Annotated in this window: 26 protein-coding genes and 6 pseudogenes; 1 reads left to right on the top strand and 31 read right to left on the bottom strand. The window is 68.2% G+C overall.

The window, feature by feature from the left end; all coding sequences use genetic code 11:
• Positions 1 to 433 precede the first annotated feature (433 nt).
• From trbG to LY284_RS20370, 13 genes and pseudogenes are all read right to left on the bottom strand, one after another.
• The gene (gene trbG / locus LY284_RS20425; RefSeq protein WP_155178428.1) at positions 434 to 1456 is read right to left on the bottom strand and encodes a P-type conjugative transfer protein TrbG; all 1023 of its coding nucleotides are present in this window, start codon (positions 1454 to 1456) and stop codon (positions 434 to 436) included.
• A pseudogene (trbF, locus tag LY284_RS20420) lies at positions 1453 to 2137 on the bottom strand (conjugal transfer protein TrbF). The gene trbG and the pseudogene trbF overlap by 4 nt, the downstream one beginning before the upstream one ends.
• 6 nt (positions 2138 to 2143) lie before the next feature.
• Complete coding sequence (trbL, locus tag LY284_RS20415; RefSeq protein ID WP_155178424.1) at positions 2144 to 3484, bottom strand: P-type conjugative transfer protein TrbL; 1341 nt, start codon at positions 3482 to 3484, stop codon at positions 2144 to 2146.
• Positions 3481 to 3870, bottom strand: a complete 390-nt coding sequence (trbK-alt, locus tag LY284_RS20410; protein ID WP_155178422.1) for a putative entry exclusion protein TrbK-alt — start codon at positions 3868 to 3870, stop codon at positions 3481 to 3483. The genes trbL and trbK-alt overlap by 4 nt, the downstream gene beginning before the upstream one ends.
• Positions 3871 to 3885: 15 nt before the next feature.
• Positions 3886 to 4605: a P-type conjugative transfer protein TrbJ gene (gene trbJ, locus LY284_RS20405; protein ID WP_155178420.1), complete on the bottom strand. Its 720-nt coding sequence runs from the start codon at positions 4603 to 4605 to the stop codon at positions 3886 to 3888.
• Positions 4602 to 7046, bottom strand: a pseudogene (trbE, locus tag LY284_RS20400) (conjugal transfer protein TrbE). The gene trbJ and the pseudogene trbE overlap by 4 nt, the downstream one beginning before the upstream one ends.
• On the bottom strand, positions 7043 to 7324 hold the full coding sequence (locus LY284_RS20395; RefSeq protein WP_155178416.1) for a VirB3 family type IV secretion system protein: 282 nt from the start codon (positions 7322 to 7324) through the stop codon (positions 7043 to 7045). The pseudogene trbE and the gene LY284_RS20395 overlap by 4 nt, the downstream one beginning before the upstream one ends.
• Entirely contained in the window at positions 7321 to 7632 is a 312-nt protein-coding gene (locus LY284_RS20390; RefSeq protein ID WP_031290822.1) for a TrbC/VirB2 family protein, read from the bottom strand. The genes LY284_RS20395 and LY284_RS20390 overlap by 4 nt, the downstream gene beginning before the upstream one ends.
• Before the next feature lie 52 nt (positions 7633 to 7684).
• Positions 7685 to 8622: pseudogene (gene trbB, locus LY284_RS20385) on the bottom strand (P-type conjugative transfer ATPase TrbB).
• Positions 8623 to 8898: 276 nt separating this feature from the next.
• On the bottom strand, positions 8899 to 9327 hold the full coding sequence (locus LY284_RS20380; RefSeq protein ID WP_155178410.1) for a CopG family transcriptional regulator: 429 nt from the start codon (positions 9325 to 9327) through the stop codon (positions 8899 to 8901).
• Between the two features lie 9 nt (positions 9328 to 9336).
• A pseudogene (locus tag LY284_RS20375) lies at positions 9337 to 11317 on the bottom strand (conjugal transfer protein TraG).
• Between the two features lie 15 nt (positions 11318 to 11332).
• A complete protein-coding gene (locus LY284_RS38700) occupies positions 11333 to 11587 on the bottom strand; it encodes a DUF3363 domain-containing protein (RefSeq protein ID WP_309243203.1) in 255 nt (84 codons plus the stop codon).
• A gap of 28 nt (positions 11588 to 11615) precedes the next feature.
• Positions 11616 to 12218 (bottom strand): annotated as a pseudogene (locus LY284_RS20370) (DUF3363 domain-containing protein); the annotation flags it as partial.
• Positions 12219 to 12673: 455 nt separating this feature from the next.
• Here LY284_RS20370 and LY284_RS38695 point away from each other — a divergent pair.
• On the top strand, positions 12674 to 13057 hold the full coding sequence (locus LY284_RS38695) for a hypothetical protein (protein WP_255727855.1): 384 nt from the start codon (positions 12674 to 12676) through the stop codon (positions 13055 to 13057).
• Positions 13058 to 13335: 278 nt separating this feature from the next.
• On the opposite strand, the gene LY284_RS20360 is transcribed toward LY284_RS38695, so the two are convergent.
• The 18 genes and pseudogenes from LY284_RS20360 to LY284_RS20280 all read right to left on the bottom strand — a co-directional run bounded on the left by LY284_RS20360 (position 13336) and on the right by LY284_RS20280 (position 24289).
• Positions 13336 to 13917, bottom strand: a complete 582-nt coding sequence (locus LY284_RS20360; protein WP_155178403.1) for a hypothetical protein — start codon at positions 13915 to 13917, stop codon at positions 13336 to 13338.
• Complete coding sequence (locus LY284_RS38690; RefSeq protein ID WP_255727860.1) at positions 13914 to 14843, bottom strand: lytic transglycosylase domain-containing protein; 930 nt, start codon at positions 14841 to 14843, stop codon at positions 13914 to 13916. The genes LY284_RS20360 and LY284_RS38690 overlap by 4 nt, the downstream gene beginning before the upstream one ends.
• Before the next feature lie 19 nt (positions 14844 to 14862).
• Positions 14863 to 15111 (bottom strand): annotated as a pseudogene (locus tag LY284_RS20350) (DUF736 domain-containing protein); the annotation flags it as partial.
• On the bottom strand, positions 15092 to 15670 hold the full coding sequence (locus tag LY284_RS20345; RefSeq protein WP_155178397.1) for a S26 family signal peptidase: 579 nt from the start codon (positions 15668 to 15670) through the stop codon (positions 15092 to 15094). The gene LY284_RS20345 and the pseudogene LY284_RS20350, both read right to left, overlap by 20 nt.
• Positions 15667 to 16254, bottom strand: a complete 588-nt coding sequence (locus LY284_RS20340) for a DUF2840 domain-containing protein (protein ID WP_155178395.1) — start codon at positions 16252 to 16254, stop codon at positions 15667 to 15669. The genes LY284_RS20345 and LY284_RS20340 overlap by 4 nt, the downstream gene beginning before the upstream one ends.
• A 128-nt stretch (positions 16255 to 16382) precedes the next feature.
• Positions 16383 to 16799: a hypothetical protein gene (locus LY284_RS20335; RefSeq protein WP_233387783.1), complete on the bottom strand. Its 417-nt coding sequence runs from the start codon at positions 16797 to 16799 to the stop codon at positions 16383 to 16385.
• Positions 16796 to 17593: a DNA cytosine methyltransferase gene (locus LY284_RS20330; protein ID WP_233387782.1), complete on the bottom strand. Its 798-nt coding sequence runs from the start codon at positions 17591 to 17593 to the stop codon at positions 16796 to 16798. The genes LY284_RS20335 and LY284_RS20330 overlap by 4 nt, the downstream gene beginning before the upstream one ends.
• Complete coding sequence (locus LY284_RS20325) at positions 17590 to 18438, bottom strand: phosphoadenosine phosphosulfate reductase family protein (RefSeq protein ID WP_233387781.1); 849 nt, start codon at positions 18436 to 18438, stop codon at positions 17590 to 17592. Before LY284_RS20325 ends, LY284_RS20330 begins: the two co-directional genes overlap by 4 nt.
• A gap of 21 nt (positions 18439 to 18459) precedes the next feature.
• Positions 18460 to 18735 (bottom strand): hypothetical protein, encoded by a 276-nt coding sequence (locus LY284_RS20320; RefSeq protein ID WP_233387780.1) that lies wholly within the window; start codon positions 18733 to 18735, stop codon positions 18460 to 18462.
• Complete coding sequence (locus tag LY284_RS20315) at positions 18732 to 19373, bottom strand: hypothetical protein (protein WP_155178388.1); 642 nt, start codon at positions 19371 to 19373, stop codon at positions 18732 to 18734. Before LY284_RS20315 ends, LY284_RS20320 begins: the two co-directional genes overlap by 4 nt.
• Positions 19374 to 19698: 325 nt before the next feature.
• A complete protein-coding gene (locus tag LY284_RS20310) occupies positions 19699 to 20580 on the bottom strand; it encodes a replication initiator protein A (RefSeq protein ID WP_155178386.1) in 882 nt (293 codons plus the stop codon).
• Complete coding sequence (locus tag LY284_RS20305; protein WP_060977333.1) at positions 20577 to 20843, bottom strand: AlpA family transcriptional regulator; 267 nt, start codon at positions 20841 to 20843, stop codon at positions 20577 to 20579. The genes LY284_RS20310 and LY284_RS20305 overlap by 4 nt, the downstream gene beginning before the upstream one ends.
• 127 nt (positions 20844 to 20970) lie before the next feature.
• The gene (locus LY284_RS20300) at positions 20971 to 21519 is read right to left on the bottom strand and encodes a DUF2285 domain-containing protein (RefSeq protein WP_230461243.1); all 549 of its coding nucleotides are present in this window, start codon (positions 21517 to 21519) and stop codon (positions 20971 to 20973) included.
• Positions 21520 to 21535: 16 nt separating this feature from the next.
• On the bottom strand, positions 21536 to 21736 hold the full coding sequence (locus tag LY284_RS39260) for a transcriptional regulator domain-containing protein (RefSeq protein WP_375294271.1): 201 nt from the start codon (positions 21734 to 21736) through the stop codon (positions 21536 to 21538).
• Between the two features lie 236 nt (positions 21737 to 21972).
• Positions 21973 to 22155, bottom strand: a complete 183-nt coding sequence (locus LY284_RS20295; RefSeq protein WP_233387779.1) for a hypothetical protein — start codon at positions 22153 to 22155, stop codon at positions 21973 to 21975.
• A 477-nt stretch (positions 22156 to 22632) separates the two neighbouring features.
• Positions 22633 to 22872: a hypothetical protein gene (locus LY284_RS20290; RefSeq protein ID WP_155178382.1), complete on the bottom strand. Its 240-nt coding sequence runs from the start codon at positions 22870 to 22872 to the stop codon at positions 22633 to 22635.
• A gap of 42 nt (positions 22873 to 22914) precedes the next feature.
• On the bottom strand, positions 22915 to 23583 hold the full coding sequence (locus tag LY284_RS20285; RefSeq protein ID WP_155178380.1) for a DNA methyltransferase: 669 nt from the start codon (positions 23581 to 23583) through the stop codon (positions 22915 to 22917).
• A gap of 481 nt (positions 23584 to 24064) precedes the next feature.
• Complete coding sequence (locus tag LY284_RS20280; protein WP_233385695.1) at positions 24065 to 24289, bottom strand: DUF736 family protein; 225 nt, start codon at positions 24287 to 24289, stop codon at positions 24065 to 24067.
• Positions 24290 to 24468 lie beyond the last annotated feature (179 nt).

The raw sequence follows: 24468 nt of genomic DNA, 5'->3' as shown, positions 1-24468 counted from the left end.
GCGGCCTGGGCGCGCGGATCGGGCTGCGCGCCGATCGGCGGCGCGGGCACGTCTTGCCCGCGCTGCTGCGCCGAGACGATCGGCCCGCCGAGATCGCCGGGGAGCGGCTTTCCGAGTTTCGGAACCTGGCCGTAATCCTTCGGCCCCGACGTGATGGTCTCCGCCGCGGCGCGGCTGTCGGTATTGTAGAGTTCCCTGGCCGCCTTCTCCCCTTTGGGCGCGAGCGCATAATAAAGCGAGCCGCCGATGCTCAAGCCGGCGACGACGCCGAGCGTGGCCAGCGCCTTCCTCGACAGGCGCATGACGCGCGGCGCCGGCCCGCGAAGCTGGAAGGCGGCGGGATTCGCGGATGCGGGTTGCGGGGATGCCTGCGGCGCGGCCGGCACAGATTGCTCACGTGCAGGCTGGACGGGCGTGGCGGCGGGATCGGCCATCACCGCCCCCTGCGGCGCGGTTCCGCGCCGTCGCGCACGATCCGCACGCGCCGCTCGCTGCGCCGGTCGCCCAGGCGCAGCTCGGCGGCGGTGAACAGCCGGTCCACCACCATGTAGCGGCCCTGCACGCGGTAATTGACCAGCTCGGCGTCGTCGGCCAGGCCGGTCACGAACAGCGGCGGCATCTCGCCCTGCGAGATCCCGGCCGGAAACTCGACGAACACCTGCCGGCCGTCGTCGAACGCACGGGCCGGACGCCAGGCCACGCGGTCGCCCTCGATCCGGTAGCGGAAATTGAGCGCGGCGAGGTCGAGTCCGCTCGCCACAGGGGCGGCGGATGCCGCGGCGGCGTTGGCCCCGCGCAAGGCGATCAGCGCGTCCTGCGGATAGGTCCACGATACCGACGCCATGTAGGTCGAAGCCGTCGCGCGCAGCTCCAGATGATAGGTGCGCCGGGAAGTGTTGATGATGAGGTTCGTGAAAAGGTCGGGCCGCGTCGGCTTCACGAGGATATGCACGCGCGCCGTCGCGCCGCTGCCGCTCACCGTGTCGCCGATGATCCACCTGACCGTATCGCCGGCCGCGACCGGCCCCGGCCCCACGAGCTGCTCGCCTTCCTGCAAGGCGATGTCCGTCACCTGTCCGGGCGCGGCATAGACCTGATAGAGCGCACCTTCGGTCCATGGATATTGCTGGATCGCGTTCACATAGCCGTCGCGGGTGGGCTGGATGCGCGCGGCGGCGTTGGCTGCCCCGACGCGGCGGCGCGGATCGGCGGGCTCGGAAGTCGCCGCTCCGGCCGCGACCGGCTTCAATTGGCCGGGGAGCGGCAGAGGTTCGGGGATCGTCACCACCTCGACGGGGCGCGGCGGTTCCGCGGCCGGCGTCGCCGCGATCTCGCGCGGCGGATCGTCGTAGGCTATGGAGGGCGGCTTCGCCGATGTGGTGGCGCAGCCGGCGAGCGCGGTGGCGGAGACAAGCAGGACCGCCGAGGCGGAACGGCGAAATGGCGTGTGCGTCATTGCGACAGCTCCCTTGACCAATTCAAAGCGTTGACGAAGACGCCGAGCGGGTTCTTGCGCAGGGCGTCGGGCGTGCGCGGCGGCTGCACGACGACGGTGAGGATCGCGGACCAGCGTTCGGTGGCGGCGAGGCTACCGTCCTGATAGCGCCGCTCGATCCAGGCCACGCGGAAGCTGTCGGGCGATGCCCGGATCACGCTCGACACGTCCACCGCGACCTGCACCCGGCCGACATTGGCGAAGGGGTCGTTGGCGCGGGCGTAGTCGTTGAGCGCCACCGCTCCCCGATCGGTCGTGAAGTCGTAGGCGCGCAGCCAGTTCTGGCGGACGATAACCGGATCGGCCGGGATCGCTCTGACCTGCTCGATGAAGCGGGCGAGATGGAACGCGATCTGCGGGTCGGTCGGGCGGTAGCCGGCTTCGGCCGGGGCGACCGCCTGCGCTTCCACCCAGCCGATCGACCTCGACCACCCAGGGAACGATGTGGCCGCGGGCGGATTGCCAGACGAGGCCGGCGGTGAGCCCGCCCGACAAGGCAAGCGCGCCGAAGAAGGCGAGGCGCCAGTTCCTGGCCTGCACGCGGGCGGAGCCGATGCGGTCGTCCCAGACCTGCGCTGCGCGCTGATAGGGCGTGGCGGGCTCGGGGGTCTCGCCGTAGCGGATGGTGGGTCGTCGGAACATTTCGGATCATTCCCTTTCCTTGACGTCGGGACCGGCGCCGCCGCCGTGGCTGTCGCCGGCCTTCATCGTGTGGGCGAGCACGGTCGCGCCGTGACTGGCGGACTGGCGGTTCTTCATGGCCAAGGCCCATGCGGGCTGAGCGGAAGCCGGGGCTGCGGGCGCGGAGCTTCCCGATGCGGGCGCAGCACCGAGGCCGGCGCGGGCGCCCGTGCGGAAGTTATCCTTCATGGATGCGCCGGCTTTTCCGGCCATCCGGCGCAGCGGCGAGAACGCGGCACTGGCAGCGCCACTCGCCGCCTTCTGTCCGACAGCGGCCATGCCGCCCGCCACCGCGCCCGCGCCGCTCCTGCCGAACGAGCCGACGCTGTAAGCGCCCGCTGCGCCGCCAGCCATGCGCGCGCCGCCTCGTGCGGCGGCGCCGGTCATCCGGCCGGTCGCGCCTATGGTCGAGGCGGCAGCGCCCAGGCCCAGCTTCGCGGCGGCTGCGCCACCGACCAGCGCGCCGCCTGCCGCCAGCACGGTTCCGGCCGCTGCGCCCGCGCCGAGCTGCGGGCCGCCCGAGACGATGCCGTTGGCGATGCCGGGGCCGAAGATCGACAGGCCGAGCAGCGACAGCGCGCCGAGCGCGATTCCCAGAACCTGCCGCGCGTTGGGCTCGGGTCCGATCGTGACCGTGAACGTGCTGAACAAGGTCGTGCCGATCCCGATGATGACGGCGAGCACGAGCACCTTGATCCCGCTGGAGACGATATGCCCCAGCACCTTTTCGGCCATGAACGAGGTGCGGTTCCAGAAGGCGAACGGGAGCAGGACGAACCCGGCCAGCGTCACCAGCTTGAACTCGATCAGCGTCACGAAGACCTGCCCGGCCATGAAGAAGAAGGCGAGGATGACGATCAGGTAGGACAGCAGCAGCACGACGATGATCGCGAGATTCGCGAATACCGCCCACAGGCTGCTGAACGCCTCGGCCGCGTCGATCAGCGGCTGCGCCGCATCCAGCCCTTTGGCGGCAATGGTGCTCGGCTTCATGAACTCGCCGATTGTCAGCGTGCCGCCGCTCGCTTTGAGGCCCAGCCCGGCGAAGCTCTCGAACACGATCGTCGCAAGCGACTGGAAATTGCCGATGATGAAGGCGAAGGCGCCGATATAGAGGGTTTTCCTGACCAGCCGCTGGATCACGTCCTCGTCGGCGCCCCAGGCCCAGAATAGCCCGGCGATGGTCACGTCGATCGCGATCAGCGTCGACGATAGGAAGCCGACCTCGCCGCCAAGCAGGCCGAAGCCGGAATCGATGTAGGTGGAGAAGGTGTCGAGGAAGGTATCGACGATGCCGGTATCGCTCATGGCGCGGTGCTCCCGGCCTGATCGGCGACAAAGTTGCCGGGCAGCTCCGGCCGGATAGCCTCGTTCGCCCGGCTGCCATCGCTGCCCGCGCTATTGTAGGCGGCGGGGAGCGATGCATTCCCGGCCGTCGCGGGCGCGTCGCTATCCTTTCCGAAGAAGCGGCGGCGGTTCGCCGCCCATGCCTGCTCGCACCCGGAATCCGGCATGGTGAGCGAAGCGCAACGCTCCAGTTCGCGCGTCAGCCGCTTCTGTTGCTCTCCCTGCTCAATGGTAGGAAGGACCGCGCCGAGGGGCGGGTCGTTCGGTTCACGCAAGCCAGCAAGCGCGACGGCCAGCATGATGCCGCCGAGCGCTGCGACACCGGCGATCTTGGCGTTGCGGGACATTGGCAGGGCTCCCCGTCAGTTGCGGCCGAAGAAGCGGCGGAAGCGTTCGCGCCCTTCCGCCTCGATCGCGGCCTGTCGCGCGGCGTCGAGCGACTGCGCCCGGCCTTGCGCGGCGACGGCGGCGGTGAGGTCGGCGAGCTGCTGCGATTGCAGGGCGAGAAGCTGGTTGCCCGCCTGCGCCGCCTGGAGCGCGCCGGTCGCGGACTGGCTGGCCGTGACCAGGCTGTTCATCGTGGTGCGGGCGTCGTCGATATTGCCGACCACGCCCGCCTGCACCTGCAAGGCGTCCTGGAACGCGCCGACGCTGTCCTCCCAGCGCGCATTGGCGTTGGCGATCATCTGCGCGTTGGTGCCGGTGAGCGCGGTTCCCTTGTAGCGGCCCTCGAACGCCTGCTGGATGTTCCGAACATCGTAGGCGATGCGCTGGGCCTGTCCGAGCAGCTGCTGCGTCTGCCGGACCTGCTGCTGGAGCGTGTCGACCGTCGAGAGCGGCAGCGAAGCGAGATTGCGCGCCTCGTTGATGAGGCTGGTCGCCTGCTGCTGGATTTGCTGAATCTGGTTGTTGATCTGTTGCAGCGACCGGGCGGCGGTCAGCACGTTCTGCGCGTAGTTGGTGGGATCATAGACAATCCCGCCGAACTGCGCGTGCGCTGGTGCGGACGCGGTGATGCCGATGATGCTCGACGTGGCGAGAACGCCGGCCGTAAGGGCGCGGCGCAGGATGGTGGACTTCATAGGGGCAACTCCTGGTGGGGGTGGCGATGGGCTTCAGGAAGAAGCTCGACGGCCCAGGCGCAGCCGCGATGCCGCAGCCATTCGGCGGCAAAGGCGTCTACGCCGTGGGTTTCGATGATCCCGGCGATGGCGAGCTGGTCTGTCTTGGAGGAGGAGGCGGCGAAGGCCAGCGCGACCTCACCCAGCCCCAGCTCGAACAGGCGGTTGCCGCGCCGCGACTGGCAGTAATAATCGCGCTTGGGCGTCGCCCGGCTGAGGATTTCGATCTGCCGCGCGTTGAGCCCGAACCGCTCGTAGATCACCGCGATCTGCGGCTCGGCCGCGCGCTCGTTGGGCAGGAGGATGCGCGTCGGGCAGCTCTCGACGATGGCGGGCGCGATCGGGCTGCCCTCGATCTGGGCGAGCGACTGGGTGGCGAAGATGACGCTCGCATTCTTCTTGCGCAGCGTCACCAGCCATTCCGATAGCTGTTTGGCGAAGGCCGGCGATCCCAGCGCCAGCCAGCCTTCGTCGATGATGACGAGCGTGGGGCTGCCGTCGAGCCGGCCGGCGACGCGGTGGAACAGATAAGAGAGCACGGCCGGCGCCGCGCCGCTTTCCATCAATCCTTCGGTCTCGAACGCCTGGATCGCCGCGTCGCCGAGCCGTTCGCTCTCGGCGTCGAGCAGTCGGCCCCAGGCGCCACCCACGCACCACGGCGCCAATGCCTGCTTGAGCTGCTGGCTCTGGAGGAGAACGGCGAGCCCGGTCAGGGTGCGTTCCGCGACCGGCGCGGTGGCGAGCGAGGTCAGCGCCGACCAGAGATGGTCCTTCGCCTGCGGATCGACGGTGACGTTCTCGCTGGCGAGGATCGCGGCCAGCCATTCGGCGGCCCAGGCGCGCTCGGCCGGATCGTCGATCCGGGCGAGCGGCTGAAGCTGGACACCATCGCCGGCCTCGTCGGCGAGCATTCCGCCCAAATCCTGCCAGTCGCCGCCCATGCCGAGCGCGGCGGCGCGGATGCTGCCGCCAAAGTCGAACGCGAAGACCTGCGCCCCGCATAGCGGCGGAACTGCATCGCCATCAGCGCGAGCAGCACCGACTTGCCCGAGCCGGTCGGCCCGACGATCAGGGTGTGGCCGACATCGCCGACGTGGAGGGAAAACCGGAACGGGTCGAGCCTTCGGTCCTCGCGTAGAGCAAAGGGGGCTGTCCGAAATGCTCGTCCGTTCCGGCCCCGCCCATACCGCTGACAGGGGGATCAGGTGGGCGAGATTGAGGGTGGAGACCGGGGGCTGGCGGACGTTGGCGTAGGTGTGGCCCGGAAGTGAGCCGAGCCACGCTTCTATGGCGTTCATCCCCTCGGGGATCACCGTGAAGTCGCGGCCCTGGATGATCTTCTCGGCCAGCCGCAGCTTCTCGGCGGCAATCGCGGGATCGCGATCCCACACCGTCACCGTGGCGGTGACGCAGGCCATGCCGGCATAGTCGGCGCCCAGCTCCTGCAGGGCGGTGTCGGCGTCCAGGGCTTTGTTGGAGGCGTCGCTGTCGAGCAGCGTCGATGCCTCGTTGGTCATGACTTCCTTGAGGATCGCCGCGACGCTCTTGCGCTTGGCGAACCACTGGCGGCGGATGCGGGTCAGCAGCTTCGTCGCATCGGTCTTGTCCAGCATGATCGCCCGCGTCGACCAGCGATACTCGAAAGCGAGCCGGTTCAGCTCGTCGAGCAGGCCGGGAAAGGTGACGCTGGGGAATCCGGTGATGGTGAGCGTGCGGAGATGATGGTCGCCCAGACGGGGTTCGAGCCCGCCGGTCAGCGGCTCGTCGGCGAGCAGCGCATCGAGGTGCATCGGCGTCTCGGGCACGCGCACGCGCTGGCGACGGGTCGAGATCGTGCTGTGCAGCCAGGTCAGCGTCTCGGCGTCATCGAGCCAGCGGACCTCGGGCACGAAGCCCTCGACCAGATTGAGAACGCGATCGCCGCGGTCGGTGAAGCCCTTGAGCAACTCCCACGGATCGACGCCCGTGCCGGAACGGCCTTCATAGAGCCAGGTTTCGGCGCGGGCGGCGTCCTCGGCCGGGGGCATCCAGAGCAGCGTCAGATAATAGCCGCTCTCGAAATGCGCGCCTTCCTCGCGGAACTGCTCCCGGCGTTCCATGTCGACCAGCGCCGAGACGGGATCGGGGAAATCGGATTCCGGGTAGTCGAGCGCGGGCGTGCGCTGCGCCTCGACGAAGATCGCCCAGCCCGAGCCCAGCCGGCGCAGCGCATTGTTGAGCCGCGCGGTGGTGGCGACCAGCTCGGCCGGCGTCGCGCTGTCAAGATCGGGGCCGCGAAACTTCGCCGTCCTCTGGAAACTCCCGTCCTTATTCAGAACGACGCCCTCGCCGACCAACGCGGCCCAGGGCAGGAAGTCGGCCAGATGCGCGGCGTGGTTCCTGTATTCGCGCAGGCTCATCATGGCCGCATCCACGTCGGATAGCGGAGGTGGCGGCGGGCCACGTCCACGAATTGCGGGTCGCGCCGCGCCGCCCAGACCGAGAGCGCGTGACCGATGGCCCAGAGGGCGAGGCCCGCGATCCAGAGGCGCAGGCCCAGGCCGATCGCGCCCGCCAACGTCCCATTGACGATGGCGAGCGAACGCGGGGCGCCACCGAGCAATATCGGCTCGGTCAGCGCCCGATGGACCGGCGCGAAATAGCCCGCGATGGGCTCGCCGTGATCGGCCGCGCCCGTCATGCGATCAGCGCCCCGCCGCCGAACGAGAAGAAGCTCAAAAAGAAGGAGCTGGCCGCGAACGCGATACTGAGGCCGAACACGATCTGGATCATTCGCCGCGCCCCGCCCGACGTATCGCCGAAGGCCAGGGTCAGGCCGGTCACGATGATGATCATCACCGCGATGATCTTGGCAACCGGCCCCTCGATCGATTCGAGGATGCTTTGCAGCGGCGCTTCCCACGGCATCGACGATCCGCCCGCATGGGCGGGCATCGCGTAGAGCAGGCCAGCGGCGGTGATGCCGATATGGCCGAGGCGGTCGAGCATGGTGCCGCCGAGCAGGCGGCCTTCATGGTCCTGATGGGCTTGGCGTCGTTGGTCATGGCAGGTCTCCGGTCTGGGGGGTGATGAGCGGCGTGAGGCGGTAGTCGCCGGTCGCGGCGTCGAGCCCTTCGACGCGGGCCAGTTCGGCGAGACGGCGGCCGTGCCCGTCGCGGACCAGCACGGCGATAAGGTCGATGGTCTCGGCCAGCAGCGCGCGGGGACCGTGACGACGGCCTCCTGGATGAGTTGCTCCATGCGGCGCAGCGCGCCGATCGCGGTCCCGGCGTGGATGGTGCCGATGCCGCCGGGGTGCCCGGTGCCCCAGGCCTTGAGGAGGTCGAGGGCCTCCGCGCCGCGCACCTCGCCGATGGGGATACGGTCGGGACGCAGGCGCAGGCTGGACCGCACGAGATCGGACAGCGAGACGACGCCATCCTTGGTCCGCATGGCGACAAGGTTCGGCGCGGCGCACTGAAGCTCGCGCGTGTCCTCGATCAGGACGATGCGATCAGTCGTCTTTGCGACCTCGGCCAGGAGCGCGTTGACCAGCGTGGTCTTGCCGCTGCCGGTGCCGCCCGCCACGAGGATGTTGGCGCGGGCCGAAACAGCCTGCCGGAGCGTGTCCGCCTGGGCGGACGACATGATGCCGGCCGCGGCATAGTCGCCCAGCGTGAACACCGCGACGGCCGGCTTGCGGATCGCGAAGGCCGGGGCGGCGACGACAGGCGGCAGCAGCCCCTCGAACCGCTCCCCTCCTTCGGGTAGTTCGGCCGAGACGCGCGGGGACCGGGCATGGACCTCGACGCCGACATGGTGCGCGACCAGGCGCACGATGCGCTCGCCATCCGCCGCGCCGAGCATCATGCCGGTGTCGCCGATGCCTTCGCCCAGCCGGTCGACCCACAGCCGGCCGTCCGGGTTCAGCATCACCTCGATCACGGCGGCATCGTCGAGCCAGGCCGCGATCGACGGCCCCAGCGCCGTGCGCAGCATCCGCGCGCCGCGCATGTTCGCTTCGGATCGGATCGACTGGACGGACAAGGAACGGCCCCTGAATTGGGCCGGGCGAACCGCCGCCCGGCGTCAGGGGCACATCAAGAGAGACAGGAAATCGCGCGGGGCAACAACTATGTCAGGGCGTAGTAGTGACGGCGGTAGATAAGTGCGCGTTGCGGTCGGACACTTTCGGCGCCGCTCTCCGCCCGCGCTATTTTCGCGAACATAGCTGGCCGAGTCGCGCATGGCCGGCCCCGATTGGTTCGCACACTGTCATGTGTCGGCTGAGCCGCCGTCACGACCTGCAATATCCTCCGGTATCTCATCGAGCAGGCTCTTGCCGCTGGCGTAGCGCCGGCCGAGCGTCTCGACAAAACCCTCATAGCGCTTGCGCCCCTTGACCTGGGCCGCCGCCTGATCCTCGTCGGGCAGCGGTGGCGTGACCGCCAGCCAGAAACGCACGAACAGCGCCAGCGCCTCGGTGGTGAGGCCGGTGTTGCGTTCGAGCCGCTGAACCTGGCGCGAGAGACGGTCGAGCCGCCGCGCGAACGCGGCCTCCATCCGGTCGGCGCCGTCCGGCGACATCCAGGACGTAACGGCCGCTTCCACGATAGCCGAGCGCGAGATGCGGCGGCGGATCGCCAGCTCGCTCACCTGGCGGGCCAGTTCGGGCGGAAAATAGACGTTGAGACGGACGCGCATGGGAGCCTCCTACATTTCGATGCCGTCGTCGGGATCGAGCGACGCCTGCCGTGCGATGCCTTGCATCCGGCGCCGCGCCGCGGCCTGGCGCGCGGCGTCCTCGGGCTCGTCCTCGACGATGGAAAATTCCTGCGCGGGCGGTGCGGGCGCCGTCTCCTTCACGATGGCGACATGATCGGGAAGCTCGGGCTCGCGGCGCAGCCTGCTGTTGGCGGCATCCTCCTGGCGCCGGATGATCGCCGCGATCTCGGCGGGATCGGCCGTGGCGGCGAGCCCCGTCCAGTCGTGGGACGGACCTCCCGCGGTGGCGATGCGGCCGGATCGGGCGGCGGCATGATCCGCGCGGCGAGACGGGGATCGGCATAATAGGCCGCCTTTTTCGCGCGGATCGGCTGGACGCCCGACACCATGACGATTTCCTCGTCGGGCGGCAGCTGCATGACTTCGCCCTGCGTCAGAAGCTGCCGGGCGGTTTCGGAGCGCGAGACCATCAGATGCCCGAGCCAGGGCGAGAGCCTGTGCCCGGCATAATTCTTCATCGCCCGCATCTCGGTCTTGGTGCCGAGCGCCTTCGACACGCGCTCCCCCGTTTTCTCGTTGTTGGTCGCGAAGCTCACCCGGACGTGGCAGTTGTCGAGAATCGCATTGTCCTGTCCGTAGGCTTTCTCGATCTGGTTGAGCGACTGCGCGATCAGAAAGGATTTCAGGCCATAGCCGGCCATGAACGCCAGCGCGCTCTCGAAAAAATCCAATCTCCCGAGTGCGGGAAACTCGTCGAGCATCAGCAGCAGGCGATGCCGGTTGCCCTGGTTCAGTTCCTCCGTCAGCCGCCGCCCGATCTGGTTGAGCATCAGGCGGATGAGCGGTTTGGTCCGCGAGATGTCGCTGGGCGGAATGACGAGGTAGAGCGTTGTTGGCAGTTCGCCCGCGACCAGATCCATGACGCGCCAGTGGCAGGCGCGCGTGACCTGGGCGACGACGGGATCGCGGTAAAGCCCTAGAAACGACATGGCGGTGCTGAGCACGCCCGAGCGTTCGTTGTCGCTCTTGTTGAGCAGCTCGCGCGCGGCCGAAGCAACCACCGGATGCACCCGGCTTCGCCGAGATGCGGTGTCGCCATCATCGCGGCCAGCGTCTGTTCGATCGTGCGCGCCGGATCGGACAGGAAGGCCGCGACGCCGGCAAGCGTCTTGTCGGGCTCGGCGTAGAGCACATGCAGGATCGCGCCGACCAGCAGCGCATGGCTGGTCTTTTCCCAGTGGTTGCGTTTCTCCAACGAGCCTTCCGGGTCGACCAGCACATCGGCCACGTTCTGCACGTCGCGGACTTCCCACTGGCCGCGCCGCACCTCCAGCAGCGGGTTGTAGGCGTCCGACGCCGCGTTGGTCGGGTCGAACAGCAGGACGCGGCCATGCTGCGCGCGGAAGCCAGCGGTCAGCGTCCAGTTCTCGCCTTTGATGTCATGGACGATCGCCGACGCCGGCCAGGTCAGGAGCGAGGGCACCACCAGCCCCACGCCCTTGCCGCTGCGGGTCGGCGCGTAGCACAGCACATGCTCGGGACCGTCATGGCGCAGATAGGCGCGGCCCAGCTTGCCGATCACCACGCCGTCGTCGCCGAGCAGTCCGGCCGCGCGCACCTCGTCCTCGGTCGCCCAGCGCGCCGAGCCATAGGTTTCCGCGTTCTTCGCCTCGCGCGCACGCCACACCGACATGGCGATGGCGACCGCGACCGCCACGAACCCGCCCGACGCGGCGATATAGGCGCCGGTCTGGAAAATGCCGGGCGCATAGGCATCGAAGCTGAACCACCACCAGAAAAAGGCGTAAGGCGGATAGACCGGCCAGCCGAGCGCCATGAACCAGGGTTCGCCAAGCTCGGGCTGATATGCCAGCGCCGCCGCCGTCCATTGCGTGGCGCTCCAGATCGCGGCGAGCACGATCAGGAAGACGGCGATGATCTGGCCCCAGAGGATTTTGGTAGCGGGCATGGTTTATCTCCTTGTTCAGATGCCGAGGCCGCGCTTGCGGCCCAGCGACCAGCCGATGCCGCCGCCGTCGCGGGCGACGCCTGCGATCTGCCGGCCCAGCTGGCGTTCGAGGTCGTTCGACCAAGGCACGAGCCGGAAGCCCAACCCGTCGTCGATCATCGCGAAGCGGCCCGAGGCGAGCGCGAGGCGCTGGCGGCATGTCCCGGCGACCTTGTCGCCGGGACTGGTGGGGGCGGTAGGCGAGTCCCGTCCGGCCCGCGATTTCGGCACCTGTCGCGTCCAGCTCGCGGCGGCGAAGCGTGTCGATCAGGTTGCCTTGCAGAACCACGCGGTTGCCGAAGCGGCGGGCCAGTCCTTCGCGCACGAGATGATCGGTGCGCTGGTCGAGCGCCTGCTGCACCTCCGATCCGAACCCGGCGGCCGTCACCGCACGGCGGCGCTCGATGAGACGATGATCAAGCCAGGTCGCGCCTGTCGCGTTCACCTGGGCGGCGAGGTCGAGATCGGATCGCGTCGCCAGGAACATCGTCGGCTTCGGATCGCCCGGCCGGCCGATAGCGCGCAGCTCGACGATGCCGCCGATATCCGGGCTGCGCTCCAGCGCCTCGATGCCCGGAAGCCGGACATGGTGGGTGCGCCCGTCGATGCCGTCGATCACGGCATAGGCCGAGCCATGCAGCTCGTCGTGCAGCCCCTTGTCGATCAACCGGCCGACGATGGGCTTTTGCGGCGCGGCGCTGACGATCTCGTAGCTGTCGAGCGGGCGCTGCAGGCCGCGATCGTTCAGCGCCTTGCCGATCGTGCGGATGATGTCGCCGCGCGTGCCCAGCTCGCGCAACCTGGCTTGCGCATCCGCCGCCAGTGCCCACTGACCGGGCGTGGCCTCGGCTGCGAGCCCCATCGTCTCCAGATGCTGCAAGCGGCCGATCATCAGGCGGCGGACCTGGGGATCGTCGGGTCCGGGCTGCTGGGGGCGCAAGTCGATGACGCCGAGTGCGTCCGCCGTGCGATCGATCTCAGCGTCGAGCCTGGTCCAGCGTTCGGCCGTCACCTCGCGTTCGAGCGCGCGCTGGATTTCATGCTCGGGCTTGGGGCCGAGTTCGGCATAGGCCAGTTCCTCGGCGCGCGAGCGCAGATTGTGGCTGATATACTCCCGGTTGATAACGAGGTCGGCCCCCTGGTCATCGACGCCGCGCACGAGCAGATGGACGTGGGGATTGTCGGTGTTCCAGTGATCGACCGCGATCCATTCGAGACGCGTCCGAGATCGGCTTCCATCTGGCGAACGAGATCGCGGGTATATTCGCGCAGGTCGGTGAGGTCCGCCGCATCCTCGGGCGAGACGATGATCCTGAAATGATGCCGGTCGTCCTTGCAGCGATCGGCGAAGGCGCGGTCGTCGGCGCCGTCGCCATTGGCGTCGAACATCCGCGCGGGCGATCCGTCACGGGTGACGCCCTCGCGCTTGAGATAGGCGATGTGCGCGGAGAGCGGCGCCCTCGGCCGCCCGTTCCGGTGGAAGCGGGTGAGGGGCACGATCTTGACCAGCACGCGCCGGCCCGATCCGAACAGCCGGCTGCGCGCGAAGGACGTGCGGCCCCGGCCGAAGTTCGATTGCCCGACGCGCCGCGATCCGCCCCAGCCGCCCGTTCGCCGGCCTCCGCCGCTGCGCGCGGCGACGCGGAGCACCTGGACGACAAATCCTTGCGCCTTGCGGCCCTGGCCGGCTCCTGTTCCTGACCTTGCCCGGCCGGACGCGGAAATCCTCGTCCTCGCTCACGGCCGGGCTGCTTTCCGCCGAAAATGGCCTGTGGTGCCATTCGGCGCTTTGAAATGACTTGCTTTTTTCTTCCGAGCGGCACGCTCGCCGACCGACGCACCCGCGCCAAATCGTTGAAAGACAAAGGCTTTCAGCGAATTTGGGGTGCGCTTTCTATCTTGCCGTCCCTTCCTTCGGCTTTTTCCTGCCCTTCCAGGCACTTCCACCTTCCAACCGGGCAATCTGAAAACGGGGGCGGTCATGGTGCGCCGGCCTGCCGCCGGCTTGCGGACGGCGCGCTGCCGGGCCGCGGCGATGCTGCAACGGGATCGCCCGGCAGCGCGAACTTGAGGCGCCAGGTCCGCCAAGCTTCGGCGACGGCTCCGGTGCCGGGAAACAGGTCGTCGAGCGCATCTTCGGGACGCGCGGCGACCGTCTCGAACGCCCAATGACAGACCGCTTCGGGCTTCGCGCCGGTGAGGCCGCGGCGCAGCGTGATCGGGCATTCGATCCAGTCGCGCATGACCAGGCGCTTGCTGACCACGGGTTTGCGCGCGGGCTTCACGATGACGGGTTCCCACGCCCAGGCGACCGGCACGTTGCGCTTGAAGGCGGCAAAGCCCTTGACCCACGCCATCCACCGCGCGCCGGTTTCGCGGATCAGCGGCGCGAGAACGGCGACCGATTCCGGCGTCGCTGCGGCGTGCAATATCCAGCCGTCATAGTCGCGCTGGAGCCGCTCGATCAGCGCCGCATGATCGACCTCGCCCGCATAGTCGGGATGATTGCGATAGAGATGCGCGCAGCCGATATAAGGCGGATCGGCGTAGGCGATCTTCACGGCTGCCTCCGCCCTGACAGCGCGACGAACAGACTGTTCGCGGCCGGTTCTACCGCCGCGCGCATGTCGTCCGCGTGTTTTCCGGGTGACGTTTCCAGTGCGGCCGGATCGTCGTTCGGCCGCGCAGCGAACAATGCGGCCCGGCGCCAGGCGAAGCGATCGGACGGCGGCGCGGCGGCAAGCTGGCTGTCGCCCGCGCTGCCGGTGATGGCCGCCAGCTTTGCAAGATAGGCGCGTGTCTCGGCGGGCAGCGGGCGGCCGCGCGAGAGGTATTCGTCGTAGCGGCCCGGCCCGGCATTGTAGGCCGCCAGCATCGCCGTCGCGTTGCCGTAGCGGTCGTGCATCGCGCGCAGATAGGCCGCGCCCGCCATAATATTGTCGCGCACATTGTAGGGATCGCGCCCCAGCCCGTGACGAATGCGCAGGTTCGCCCATGTGCCGGGCATGATCTGCATCAGGCCCATCGCGCCAGCCGAGGATACCGCACGGGAATCGCCGTTGCTCTCGACGCGCATCACCGCCCAAATCCATGCCTCGGGGATGCCGAAGCGCCGCGCGGCGTCTGCGACTTGAACGGCCCAGGGATGGCTGGTTGCCGTGCGTTCGGCCGGCGCGTCCTGTGCCCGCGCCGCGTCCGGCCCGATACCGGACGACAGCAGCAGAACCGCGAGCAGGACGACCGATCCGCCCCGCTCCGCCGCCAGCCTGCCAGCGTGCTCGCTCCGGTAAAGGGTGCGCGCGATGCGCCGGCCGGGGGCCGCCCTTGACCTTCGCTGCGCGCGCCGGCCGGCCTGCGACCGAGCGGGACGGAGGGATGATGCGATCTTTCCGCGAACAGAGGGATGACCGGGAAAGGCACGGATCAGTTCCGGTCGTCGCGAGGCCGGGGCGATTCCACGACAGCCGGAACGTCCGACCCTCGTCATCGGCGCGGAACAGCACCGGCCGGAACGGCGAGCCGAAAAGCGGGCTGTCGATCTCCAGCGCGATGTAATCGCCCGCGCGTTCACCGACCCGTTTCCACGCGCCGCCGACCTCGGGGCCGTCCTCGTCGTCGAGGTGGACACGGTAGTCGGGCGCGTTTTCGGCATCGCCCGGATCGATCGCGACCAGCACGATCTGCTCGTTGATGCCGAAATAACGGGCACGTCCAGCATAGCCGCTAGCGGTGGGTTCAAAGATATTCGTCGGCATGGCCGATCTCCTTTTCACTGGGGGTTGAAAGCGACGGGGACGGCGCGCGCAGATGCAGCGGCGTCGCGCGTCCGATGACGGTGGAAGCCGGAAGCGGGCCGAAATAGCGGCCGTCGAGACTGTCCGGGACGGATGGGTTGAGCAGGAATATCTCGCCGGGGCCGAGCGTCCGGCACCCCTGCCAGACCGGCAGCGGGCGGCCCCGACCGTCACGCGCGCGGGCCATAGCGACGCGCCGGCCATCGACGCGCACCACGGCGCCGATGCGGCACACGCGCTGCCCCGTTTTCGCCGAGACATGTTTCAGGAGCGGCACGCCCTCGGGCAGGTAACCTCGCGCCGAAAGCCAGCGGGAGAGCCGCTCTGGCGGCGTGATGGCGACCAGCGCCCCGGTGGGCGGATCGCGGTCGGGATGGACGCGGTAAAGGCCGATCGGCGCGCTGGCGCTGGCGTTCCAGATCACGCGCGGAAGCGGATCGACGGCTGCGGTGATGACGAACGCCGCGGCGAAGGCGAATGCGGCGATGGCCGTCGCCATGACATAACGGCGGCGCGTCATCCTTCGATCTCCCGGCGCTTGAGCCAGGCGCGATGGCGCTCCATCGTGTAGGGACGCGGCTCATGGCCCGCGGCGATGCGGTTGTGAACGTGGCGCCAGTGGTCGGACGCGGCATCGCAGGGATCGACACCCGCCGCTTCCACCGCGTCGATCGCGGCGAGCACCTGGCTCACCTTCGGCCAGCTCTCGATATGCAGGAGGATGTCGCCGCCCGGCCGCACGAAGGGCAGCGTGGTGTATGGTTCGCCGGCATCCACCGCCCGCAAGACGTCGATGCGCGAGGTGATCGTGCCATAGTCGTTGGCGGACCAGCGGACGAAGGTGAATATCGCGCCGGGCCGAAAGCTCACCACGCGCGTTCGGCGCGTGAGGATGCGGTCGTGGGCGATACGGCCGAAGCGTATCCAGTGCTCCAGCTTCTTCTCGATCCAGGTGAGTTCGACTTCGGTCAGCCGGGAGGCGGCTGCGATTGCGGACGGTATGGGCGGGCTGCGGTGAGGTGCTTCCCGTTCCGCCGCCTGCCGGCGCAGCGCGGCTTCAAACCCGCTGAAATCGATATGCTGTGGACGCGCGGGGTCGCTCATCGTTCGTCTCCGGCGCTGTCGAGGATGCGCGGCCGAGCACGAGATCGAGCGCGGCTTCGGTGCGCAGGATCGCGCGGCCGATGGCTTCGGGATTTGCGGGAGAACGGCGTCGCCGAACGCCTCGACGATCAGGCTGGCAGCAGCCGTCCCGCGTGGACCGCCGACCGCAACGCGCGTGCCAGCCACCCAGGCGGAAAGCCCATCATCCAGCCGTAAGTGACGGGCAAGGCCGCCGTTCCAGTCAGCCCACGGCTCCGCAGCATCGCCGCCAGCGCGCGAGCGCCCGCCCATTTGTCCGGCGCGCGATCGGTCATAGCCCCGTCCATCACCGCGTCCATCGTCGGGGATTTCCTGCGGTCGTAGGCCGGACTCCAGCTGTCCATCCGGCTGTCCCGCTTCGTGGGAGTCGGCAGGAGTTCCGCGGCATGGCGCAGCAGGTTCGGCGTGTCGATCTGCGCCTTCGCGCCATTCGCCCGGCGTCCCGTCTCGATCTCCTGCGCGCTCAATCTCCGGCCGCCGTTCGGTTTGACGGGCGTCGGCATCATGCCCGCATGGCGGCTGGCATGGCCCTGCAACTGGCTGAGCACATCCCCGGCCGCCGCGTTCCGCATCCGACTTGCGCGGCGTCGCCAGAATCATCCGCAGCGGATATGTTGATCCCGCTCCGCCGCCCGCGCCGTCCGTCATCCCGTCCGTCGCCAGCGGGGTCGGCAGCCTGTTCAATGCAGCGGGGTGCATCATCGTCGGCAGGTTCATGCCAGTCCGCTTCTCTCCGCGCACCTTGCACATCTCCGGGCCGTGTGCCGCGTCGCTGGTGCGCGGCGTCGGCAAGCTGGCCGGGGTCGTAGCCGATGAGCCATGATCGCTTGCGGACATGGTTGGCGCCGACATTTTCAGCAGCCACCACGCACGGTTCGCAGGCGTAGCCGAGCGTTTCCAGGAGAAGGAGCAGCCGGTCAGCGCCGCGAGTTCTGAGATTAGCGCTGTTCTCAAAAGCGAACCAGCGAGGCCGGCAATCTCCGACCAGGCGGACGGCTTCGAGGTAGAGGCCCGACCGTTCGCCTTCGATTCCCCTGCCTTTGGTGTTGGCGCTGGAGATGTCCTGGCACGGCGGCGATCCGACGATGATGTCGGGTAGGAATCCGAGGTCGGAAACAAGTCGAGCTGCCGTGAGGGCGCGCACGTCATCGTAGAGTCTGACATGGGGATTGTTCTCCGCGTAGAGGATGCGGCGCCACTCGACGATCTCGCAGGCGGCGACGGTAATGAAGCCGGCGCGATGCAGGCCAAGCGACCAGCCGCCCGCCGCTGCGCTGAACAGGTCGAGCGCGCGCATCATTCGCACAGCCCGTATTCGCTGTCGCAGCGCAGGCCGTGCTCATCGGCCTCGCGCTGCTCCTGGTCGATGAACAGGTCGTAGTTGCGCCCGCCCCGGCTTGTGCGCGACCACGCGATCGCCCTGTCGATGGTCGCCCGGCCATGATCGGCGGGATCGCCCGGGACGGTCGGCGCGGGCAGCAGCGATGCCGGCGTGCCGGCGACGGCGCTGCGGCGGGACACGAGGCTGACCAGCTGCTCCCACTCGCGCACGCGGTCTACCTCGGCCGGGAAGCGCATGGACCAGGCGCGCAATTCGCGCTTTTTGACCATGATGCAGGTCGAGCAGCCGACCCGGCTCATGCCCATCGTGTAAAGCGGGTTGTGGCGCAGGCCGTGGCGCTCGGAGATGGCGAAGGTGTCAGCGGCCGACCAGCGGAAGATGGGCCGGTAGAGCACTTGGCGCGCCCCGACCGGATACCGCTTCGACTGGATGGGCGGTTTCTTCGCCCGCGCCGGGCTCTCGTCGGCCCGTTCGCCGATCCAGTCGATCACCGGCACGCCCGCGTCGAGCAGCGGGCGCTTGCGGTGCATCATCGGGATCAGCTTGGTCTCGTCGGTGCAGAAGCGCGTCTTCGTGCCGGGAAACCGGCCGTGCAGCATCGCCATGTCGAGGAACGGGATGCCGGTGGGATGCAGCAGCCCGAGCGCCCGCTCGATCAGGTGATCGGGGACAGGTGGCGAGACCAGGACGGGACAATCGCACCCGGCCATCCACTCGGCCCTGGTGATCGTGCCTGCCTGCCATGCGTCCCGGCGCTGGTTGCACGCGCCTCTATGGCGCGTCCGCCGCTTTCGTTCGACCATTCCTCACGAAGAATCCCGCGCTTACGGGCGAAGGCCGCCGCGTCGGTGAGGCCGGGCACATCGTTGGCCGACACGATCTCGATGTGCAGGCCGGTGCGCTGCCGCAGCCTCGTCGAGATAGGCGATATGATCGAGCGTGATCGGGTTCTCATGGCCGTTGTCGGCACAGAGGAAGCGCGGGGCGTTGTTGCCGAACGCGGCCAGCCCCTTGCGCTCGATCCGCTCGACCATCTTGCAGAGAACGGCTTGGCTGTCCTTGCCGCCCGAGATGCTGCCGAAGTGCTGGACGGCGATCATGGCCGCTGCCCCGCAAGCCAGGCTTCGATGTCCGGCTGCCGCCGGGCGAGATCGAGCGGCGGCAAAGCGGAGGCGAAGCGCGAGACGCCCGAGCCATCGAAGCTGTCGGCCCCTGCTGCCGCGCAAAGGCGGATGCGCCGCGCGGTGTTGACGCGGCCGACATGGCAGATGGCGCCACGCTCATGCGCGAGCCGCGCCCATGTCGCCATCGTCGCCAGTTTCCACGGCGTATCGCCGCCGACGAAGATACCGATCTCCGGGCCGACCACCGCCGCGACGTGCGGCGGCTCCATGCCGTTCTGGACGGCGAGCAGATATTGCGCGTCGCGCAGCTCGGGCCGGTTGCGCAGCGCGTCCAGCCAGTCGAGCGAGAAGCGCAGCGAAGCGAGGCCGCCCGCCACGATGTCGGGCAGCACGATCCAGTCGGCCCCCGACCCGAGCAGAGCAACCGCCTTCTCGAACGCGGGCACGTCGAACGGCTCGCCCCGCTGAAAAGCCGTCCATGCGCCATTGTCGAGCGCGTAGCGGAAGCGTTCCGGGCGCAACGGTCCCTTTGCGGAGACCATCAGCCGCCAGCCCGCGCGCCGCAGAGCATCGAGATTGCGGCGTGTGCCAGTGCGGGAAGCATAGCCGATCATCGGCCGCCTCCCGGCGCCATCACCGGATGGCGGATCGCTTTCGCATCACGCCCTCTGGACGATTGATCGCCTCGCGGAAAAGGCGTAGTAGTATAGCGTAGTGGAAACGGCGGATTTACTGCCTGATACTTCGCACCGTCTCGCGAATTATCCACAGCTCGAAATCGCGTTAGAAAAGAATACGAAGTATTCTTTACTGTTAGCATAGTTAGAAGGGGGCGATTACGCGAGCGATTCCAGAGGCTTGCGTGGGGGGCGGGTTTTTTATAGGCCGAGTCAGCGGTTTTTAATCGGCCGAGTCCGGCGGTTTTCAATAGGCCGAGTCTCATGGCCGGTTATCCACAGCCAGCCCCATGCGCCGCGCCGCCGTCTCGAACGGATCGGCAGGCACGGGCGCGAAGGTCAGCCGCTCACGGCCGAACGCGCGCTCGATCGCCAGCGCGTAACCCGGAAGGGACTGGCGGCGGACGATGCCGCGCAGCTCGAACGCGAATTGCTTCAAGGGCGAGAGCGCGCCGGATTTCAGGTGGAGGTGCGAAACGTCGAAGCTCCAGCCGCCTTCCTGCTGGCCGCCATGCTTGCGCACGATCCGGTAGAGCCAGCGTTCCAGCCCTCCGGTCAGGTCGAAATAGGCCCGGTCGATGGTGAGGACGAACGTGCGATCGACCACGCCGGCATAGAACCAGTCGGGCAGGATCAGTTCGATACCGAGCGGCCGCCCCTCGCCGTCGAGCCGCTCCTGCCACTCGTTGATCCACGAGAAGCGATGGCGGCGGCGCTGGTGCTGCTGGCGGATCGACGTGGCGACCGTAGTGGATTGCAGCCGGTCGAGCGCGGCCTTCAGCCGGTCATAATGATCCTTGCCGGTGCCGCGTCCGGTGAAGGTGAGGATTTCGTGCGGCGTCGTCGCCATCAGGCGCGAGGTCGGCAGCCCCGCGTCGCGTGCCGCGACGATCTGGCTCGCCGCCCATATCAGCACGTCGGCGTCCCATATGGTCGCCATGCCGTGCTCGGGCACCGCCTCGACCGATATCCAGGTCGCGCCCATGCGGAAGTCGATCGGCGTCACCCGCCTGCGCTTGGCGAGGCTGAAGAACGGCCAGGCCATGAGGTCCTGGGCGTCGCGCGGCGCGATGTCGTGCCCGAGCGACGGGAACAGCGCGAGTTGGGCGCGCTCGCCGGAACGGGAGGCGGCGCGCGGCTTCATCGGCGGCTCTGCGTGATCGCCGCATCCCGCTGCGGCATGAGATCGTTCTGGCCGGGGTCGGACGTGGAATATTTGGTGCCGAGGTCGGCCCAGGCGCGCAGGTCGTCGACCGAATAGACCACCCGTCCGCCGATCCGGCGATAGGCCGGGCCGCTCCCGAAATAGCGGTGCTTCTCAAGCGTGCGGCCGGAGAGACCGAGGAAGCGCGCCGCTTCGGGGGTCCGCAGGTAGCGGGGCGGAAGGGTGACGGGCGGCCTGGACAACGAGCGTCTCCTGCGAAGCGGGATGGCAGGAGGCGATCATGGCGAAGTGCTCACGGCAGGGTGGGGAACGAAGATTCGCAGCTGCGCCGATGTGACCACCCCGGCCGCGGTCACGCGGTGGGCGCTATCAGCGGAAGCGCAGCAGCTTGCGGTAGTCGCCCTTCATCATGGCGGTGGCGTCGCGCACCAGGCGATAGGCGAAGGACCGGGCGTCCGAGTTCTTGAAGTCGGACGCCGAGAGATGCCCGGCTTCGTCCTTGCCGAGCGCGATCGCGATTTCGCGATATGTCGCCCCGGCGAGGCGCAGATCGAGCGCGCGAAGCATCAACTCGAGCCGGGCCGTGCGAATTGCGGTGAGTGGCCATCCGCGCGGCAACGGGCCGGGTCGCTTGCCCGACATGAGCCGATGGAAACGCAGCAGGCTGAAGATGCGCTTGATGAAATCCTTGTCGAGCGGGACGATCGCGGCGAGCGGCTGGCCGGGCGTCGGATCGCGTAGCCACAGCCGATGCTCGCCGGCCGCGTCAGCGACGACGACATGACGGCCGTCGATCCCGGCCCGGTCGGCGAGCAGCGCGCCGAGCGCCAGCGGGTCGATTGCCGCTGCGCCGGCATATTCCTCCGGCGCGGCGTCGAGGATCACGGTGACGGCGGTGAGTTCCGGCCGCCAGATCACCGTGCCCGACAGCTCATCAGGCAGGTAGGCGAAAGGACAACCCCCAGCGGCGGGCGAGCGCTATTCGCTCGCTCGCCGGGGCGTTGCGCCTGAGACGCGCCCGTTCTGCGCGATACTGGCGGTTGCGTTGAAGGAACGCGGCGGCGAATTCGGCGCGGCCGGGCGTGGCCGGCGCATTGCCGGCACGTCGCGAGCGCCGTCGTGGCGGTGTCGGCATGAGCATCCTCCCCAGCCGCTCTTTGTGCGGAGTCTGGACCGCCGAGGATCGGGAGAAGCGCTGCATCCCGACAGCGCGAAGGCTGCGCGGTGCGATGCCGCCCGCGCATCGGAATCCGCGACCGGAAAAATCCATTCCGGTCTGAATGTTAACCTATTCCGTGGCGCGCGGGCCGAGGAGATATGCGTAGCCCACTTCGGTCATCCAGCGCGCGCGGGCGAGATGGCTTTCGTGCATCACGCGGGCGCGCTCGGGTTCGGCACGGGATCGATCCCGAAGATATGCGCCGCCGCATCTCGCCAGTCGGCGCCCTCGTCGTCGGTATCGAGCAGGCGGATATAGTCGGCGAGGTGATCCTCGTCATAGGCGGTAAGCCGCGGCGCGTCGGGCGCGCGATCCTCGAAATGCTTGCCGGTCATAACGCCCCCGTTCCTCCAGTCCCCGTTAACCTTTTAGACCGAAACGGAGACAATTCCATGCGCGCGGCGGGCATGGCTTCGCGCGCGCTCCGCAACGGTCGATCCGGGCGAGAAGCGGTTTGTCTGCGGTGCGCCCCCGCAAACTTGCTCCTGACCCTGATCGGGGGAGTGGTAAACCGCGTTCAATCGGCCCTGTGACCTTTAGCCCGGAAGCCTGTTGTATACGTCACAGGCTCCCCGACCATGTGGTCAAGGATGGCGGCGCCGTCACGGCCGGCGCCAAACCGTTGAACGTGGGGCTACCAACCCCAGGCCGCCGCGTAGCGGCCCACGTCCTTCTTAGGACGGGGATGCCGTTCTGGCTACTGTCTCTTGCGAGCCGGGCAGCGCCCGGCGAGCGCGCGCCATGACGGCCGCGCGGACCTTTGGGACGCGCGGCCGCCGCCGGCCTGGGTGGGTCGGCGGCGGCATGGGATGTCAGCGAAGGCTTGCAAAATGGGTCCAGCAGGCTTCGATCGCCTGTTCAAGCGTGGTGCAATCGCCGAGGTCGAGGAACGCGGCGCCGCGCGCGGTGATGATATGGGCTCGCGGTATCCAGACCGGGGCGGCTTCCTCGGGCGGCCAGTCGTGAAAACCATACGGATAGGCGGTGATGCCGTAGGGCGCCCAGAGCTTGGGGTGCAGCCGCGTGAAGCGGGCGACATAGGGAGCGGCCATGATCGTGCCTTTCAAAATGGGAGAGCCGGAAAGGGAGGCGGCCTAAGCCGCCACCCTCCGCGCCGGGCGTTCCAGCCGCTTGCTCGCGGTGTGGTAATGGCCGTTGTCGAGTTCGATGCCGGTCCAGTCGCGGCCGAGTTGCTGGGCTGCCGCCAGTGACGAACCGCTGCCGCTGAACGGGTCCAGCACAAGCTCGCCCGGCTGCGTGAAAGCCTCGATCAACGGAGTCAGCGCCTCAACCGGCTTTTGCGTGGGATGCAAACGGTTCCCGCTGTAAGGAAAATCGAGCACGTCGGCGATAGGACGCGCGGGCCGGGCCGGATTGCCCTTCGCCAGCAAATAAGCCTGTTCGTGCTCATAGCGGAGGAAGCGGGCCGATGACGCATAACGCTTGCGAAACACAAGATGGCCGACGACGCGGAAGCCCGCCGCCTTCCATGCGTCCATGAACAAATCCACCTTGTTCCAGCCATAGAAGGAAACCGCGAAACCGCCATCCTTCAGGACGCGGTGCATTTCCCGAAACGCCGGACGCAGCCACCGGCCGTTATCGTCATTGGCAACCTTGCGGCCCTGACGGTCCCGGTAGCGGGTCACATAGGGCGGATCGGTCAGGATGAAATCCACCGTGCCGCTATCGAAAGCCTGCATCACTTCAATGCAATCACCGTTGAAAATCACATTGCGGGGAGCCTGTGCCTTGCTGGTCATGTCTCAAATCCTTTGGGTCTGAAGTTCAGCGAAGCGGAATGCCGCGCCTGAACTTCTGCCCGGCGGCGAGCCAAGGGTAGCAACGGGGCAAGGGCGGCCGGGGCGGAGGGGAATCACCCGCCTGCACAAGGCGAAGCCGCGGAAGGTGGGGATACCGCCCCGGACGGTTCCACTTACCTTGACCGGCGCGAGGACAACGTCCTTAGCAACGATCGCGCCGCCCAGGCGGCGCGCACGGGAAGACCTGCCCGCGTGGGCGGGCTCGCTTTGCGGGCTTGTCCCGCCCTCTTTTCCACTCACGCAGAGGACAGCCGGGATACCGGCTCGGCCATAGGCCGATCCCTGCTCGGTCAGCCCCAGCCTGAGATTGCGATCATTGTGCGGCAGGTCGCCAGGGTGAGCGGCGCTGGCGGATACAGTGAAGATCCATCCGGGACCGGAAAGGGAGCGCCCCGCCATTGCTGGCGGGACGCTCTCGCGATCAGTCGACCTTCAGCTCGAACTTGCCGGTTGTCTCGGTCGAGACAAGCCGAAGATGAACGTCCGGCGCCAGGACCGGATTGAGCTTGAGTGAAGCGTAAGGCTTCTGGTCTTTGGTGGCCTTGAGCCAGCCAACGCCGAATTCGATGCGCTCGTCGTCGGCGGCAACGATGCGATAGTCGGGCGACTTGTCGCTTGCCTTGTCGTCGATCCGAAGGATTTCCACCTTTCGCTGAGGCCGAAAAACCGGATTTCGCCGTGGAAGCCGCGATCGGTTGCCGTGAAGTTTCCGCAGATCATGTCGTCAGTCCTTTCTTGACTCGGGACCGCGCCCTTCGCGGCCTCGTGGCATGTCGAGGATCGGGGACAGTCGGCTGCGCACCGCTGCTCGGGGTTCCCGTCGCG

Source organism: Caballeronia sp. PC1, from assembly GCF_021353155.1.
In the GTDB taxonomy this organism is placed as follows: Bacteria; Pseudomonadota; Gammaproteobacteria; order Burkholderiales; family Burkholderiaceae; genus Caballeronia; species Caballeronia cordobensis.
This window is presented reverse-complemented; position numbering and strand designations above follow the sequence as displayed.

Coding starts and splice junctions, on each gene's coding strand:
- LY284_RS20310 (WP_155178386.1), bottom strand. CDS start 20,580: ATGAAGCCGCGCGCCGCCTCCCGTTCCGGCGAGCGCGCCCAACTCGCG.
- LY284_RS20345 (WP_155178397.1), bottom strand. CDS start 15,670: ATGACGCGCCGCCGTTATGTCATGGCGACGGCCATCGCCGCATTCGCC.
- LY284_RS20390 (WP_031290822.1), bottom strand. CDS start 7,632: ATGCTCGACCGCCTCGGCCATATCGGCATCACCGCCGCTGGCCTGCTC.
- LY284_RS20320 (WP_233387780.1), bottom strand. CDS start 18,735: ATGATCGCCGTCCAGCACTTCGGCAGCATCTCGGGCGGCAAGGACAGC.
- LY284_RS38690 (WP_255727860.1), bottom strand. CDS start 14,843: ATGACGAGGGTCGGACGTTCCGGCTGTCGTGGAATCGCCCCGGCCTCG.
- trbL (WP_155178424.1), bottom strand. CDS start 3,484: ATGAGCGATACCGGCATCGTCGATACCTTCCTCGACACCTTCTCCACC.
- LY284_RS20295 (WP_233387779.1), bottom strand. CDS start 22,155: ATGACCGGCAAGCATTTCGAGGATCGCGCGCCCGACGCGCCGCGGCTT.
- LY284_RS20395 (WP_155178416.1), bottom strand. CDS start 7,324: ATGACGGGCGCGGCCGATCACGGCGAGCCCATCGCGGGCTATTTCGCG.
- LY284_RS20285 (WP_155178380.1), bottom strand. CDS start 23,583: ATGACCAGCAAGGCACAGGCTCCCCGCAATGTGATTTTCAACGGTGAT.
- LY284_RS20380 (WP_155178410.1), bottom strand. CDS start 9,327: ATGCGCGTCCGTCTCAACGTCTATTTTCCGCCCGAACTGGCCCGCCAG.
- trbJ (WP_155178420.1), bottom strand. CDS start 4,605: ATGAAGTCCACCATCCTGCGCCGCGCCCTTACGGCCGGCGTTCTCGCC.
- trbK-alt (WP_155178422.1), bottom strand. CDS start 3,870: ATGTCCCGCAACGCCAAGATCGCCGGTGTCGCAGCGCTCGGCGGCATC.
- LY284_RS20340 (WP_155178395.1), bottom strand. CDS start 16,254: ATGAGCGACCCCGCGCGTCCACAGCATATCGATTTCAGCGGGTTTGAA.
- LY284_RS38695 (WP_255727855.1), top strand. CDS start 12,674: ATGATGCCGGTCGTCCTTGCAGCGATCGGCGAAGGCGCGGTCGTCGGC.
- trbG (WP_155178428.1), bottom strand. CDS start 1,456: ATGACGCACACGCCATTTCGCCGTTCCGCCTCGGCGGTCCTGCTTGTC.
- LY284_RS20290 (WP_155178382.1), bottom strand. CDS start 22,872: ATGGCCGCTCCCTATGTCGCCCGCTTCACGCGGCTGCACCCCAAGCTC.
- LY284_RS20315 (WP_155178388.1), bottom strand. CDS start 19,373: ATGATCGGCTATGCTTCCCGCACTGGCACACGCCGCAATCTCGATGCT.
- LY284_RS20325 (WP_233387781.1), bottom strand. CDS start 18,438: ATGGTCGAACGAAAGCGGCGGACGCGCCATAGAGGCGCGTGCAACCAG.
- LY284_RS20330 (WP_233387782.1), bottom strand. CDS start 17,593: ATGATGCGCGCGCTCGACCTGTTCAGCGCAGCGGCGGGCGGCTGGTCG.
- LY284_RS39260 (WP_375294271.1), bottom strand. CDS start 21,736: ATGCCGACACCGCCACGACGGCGCTCGCGACGTGCCGGCAATGCGCCG.
- LY284_RS20335 (WP_233387783.1), bottom strand. CDS start 16,799: ATGATGCCGACGCCCGTCAAACCGAACGGCGGCCGGAGATTGAGCGCG.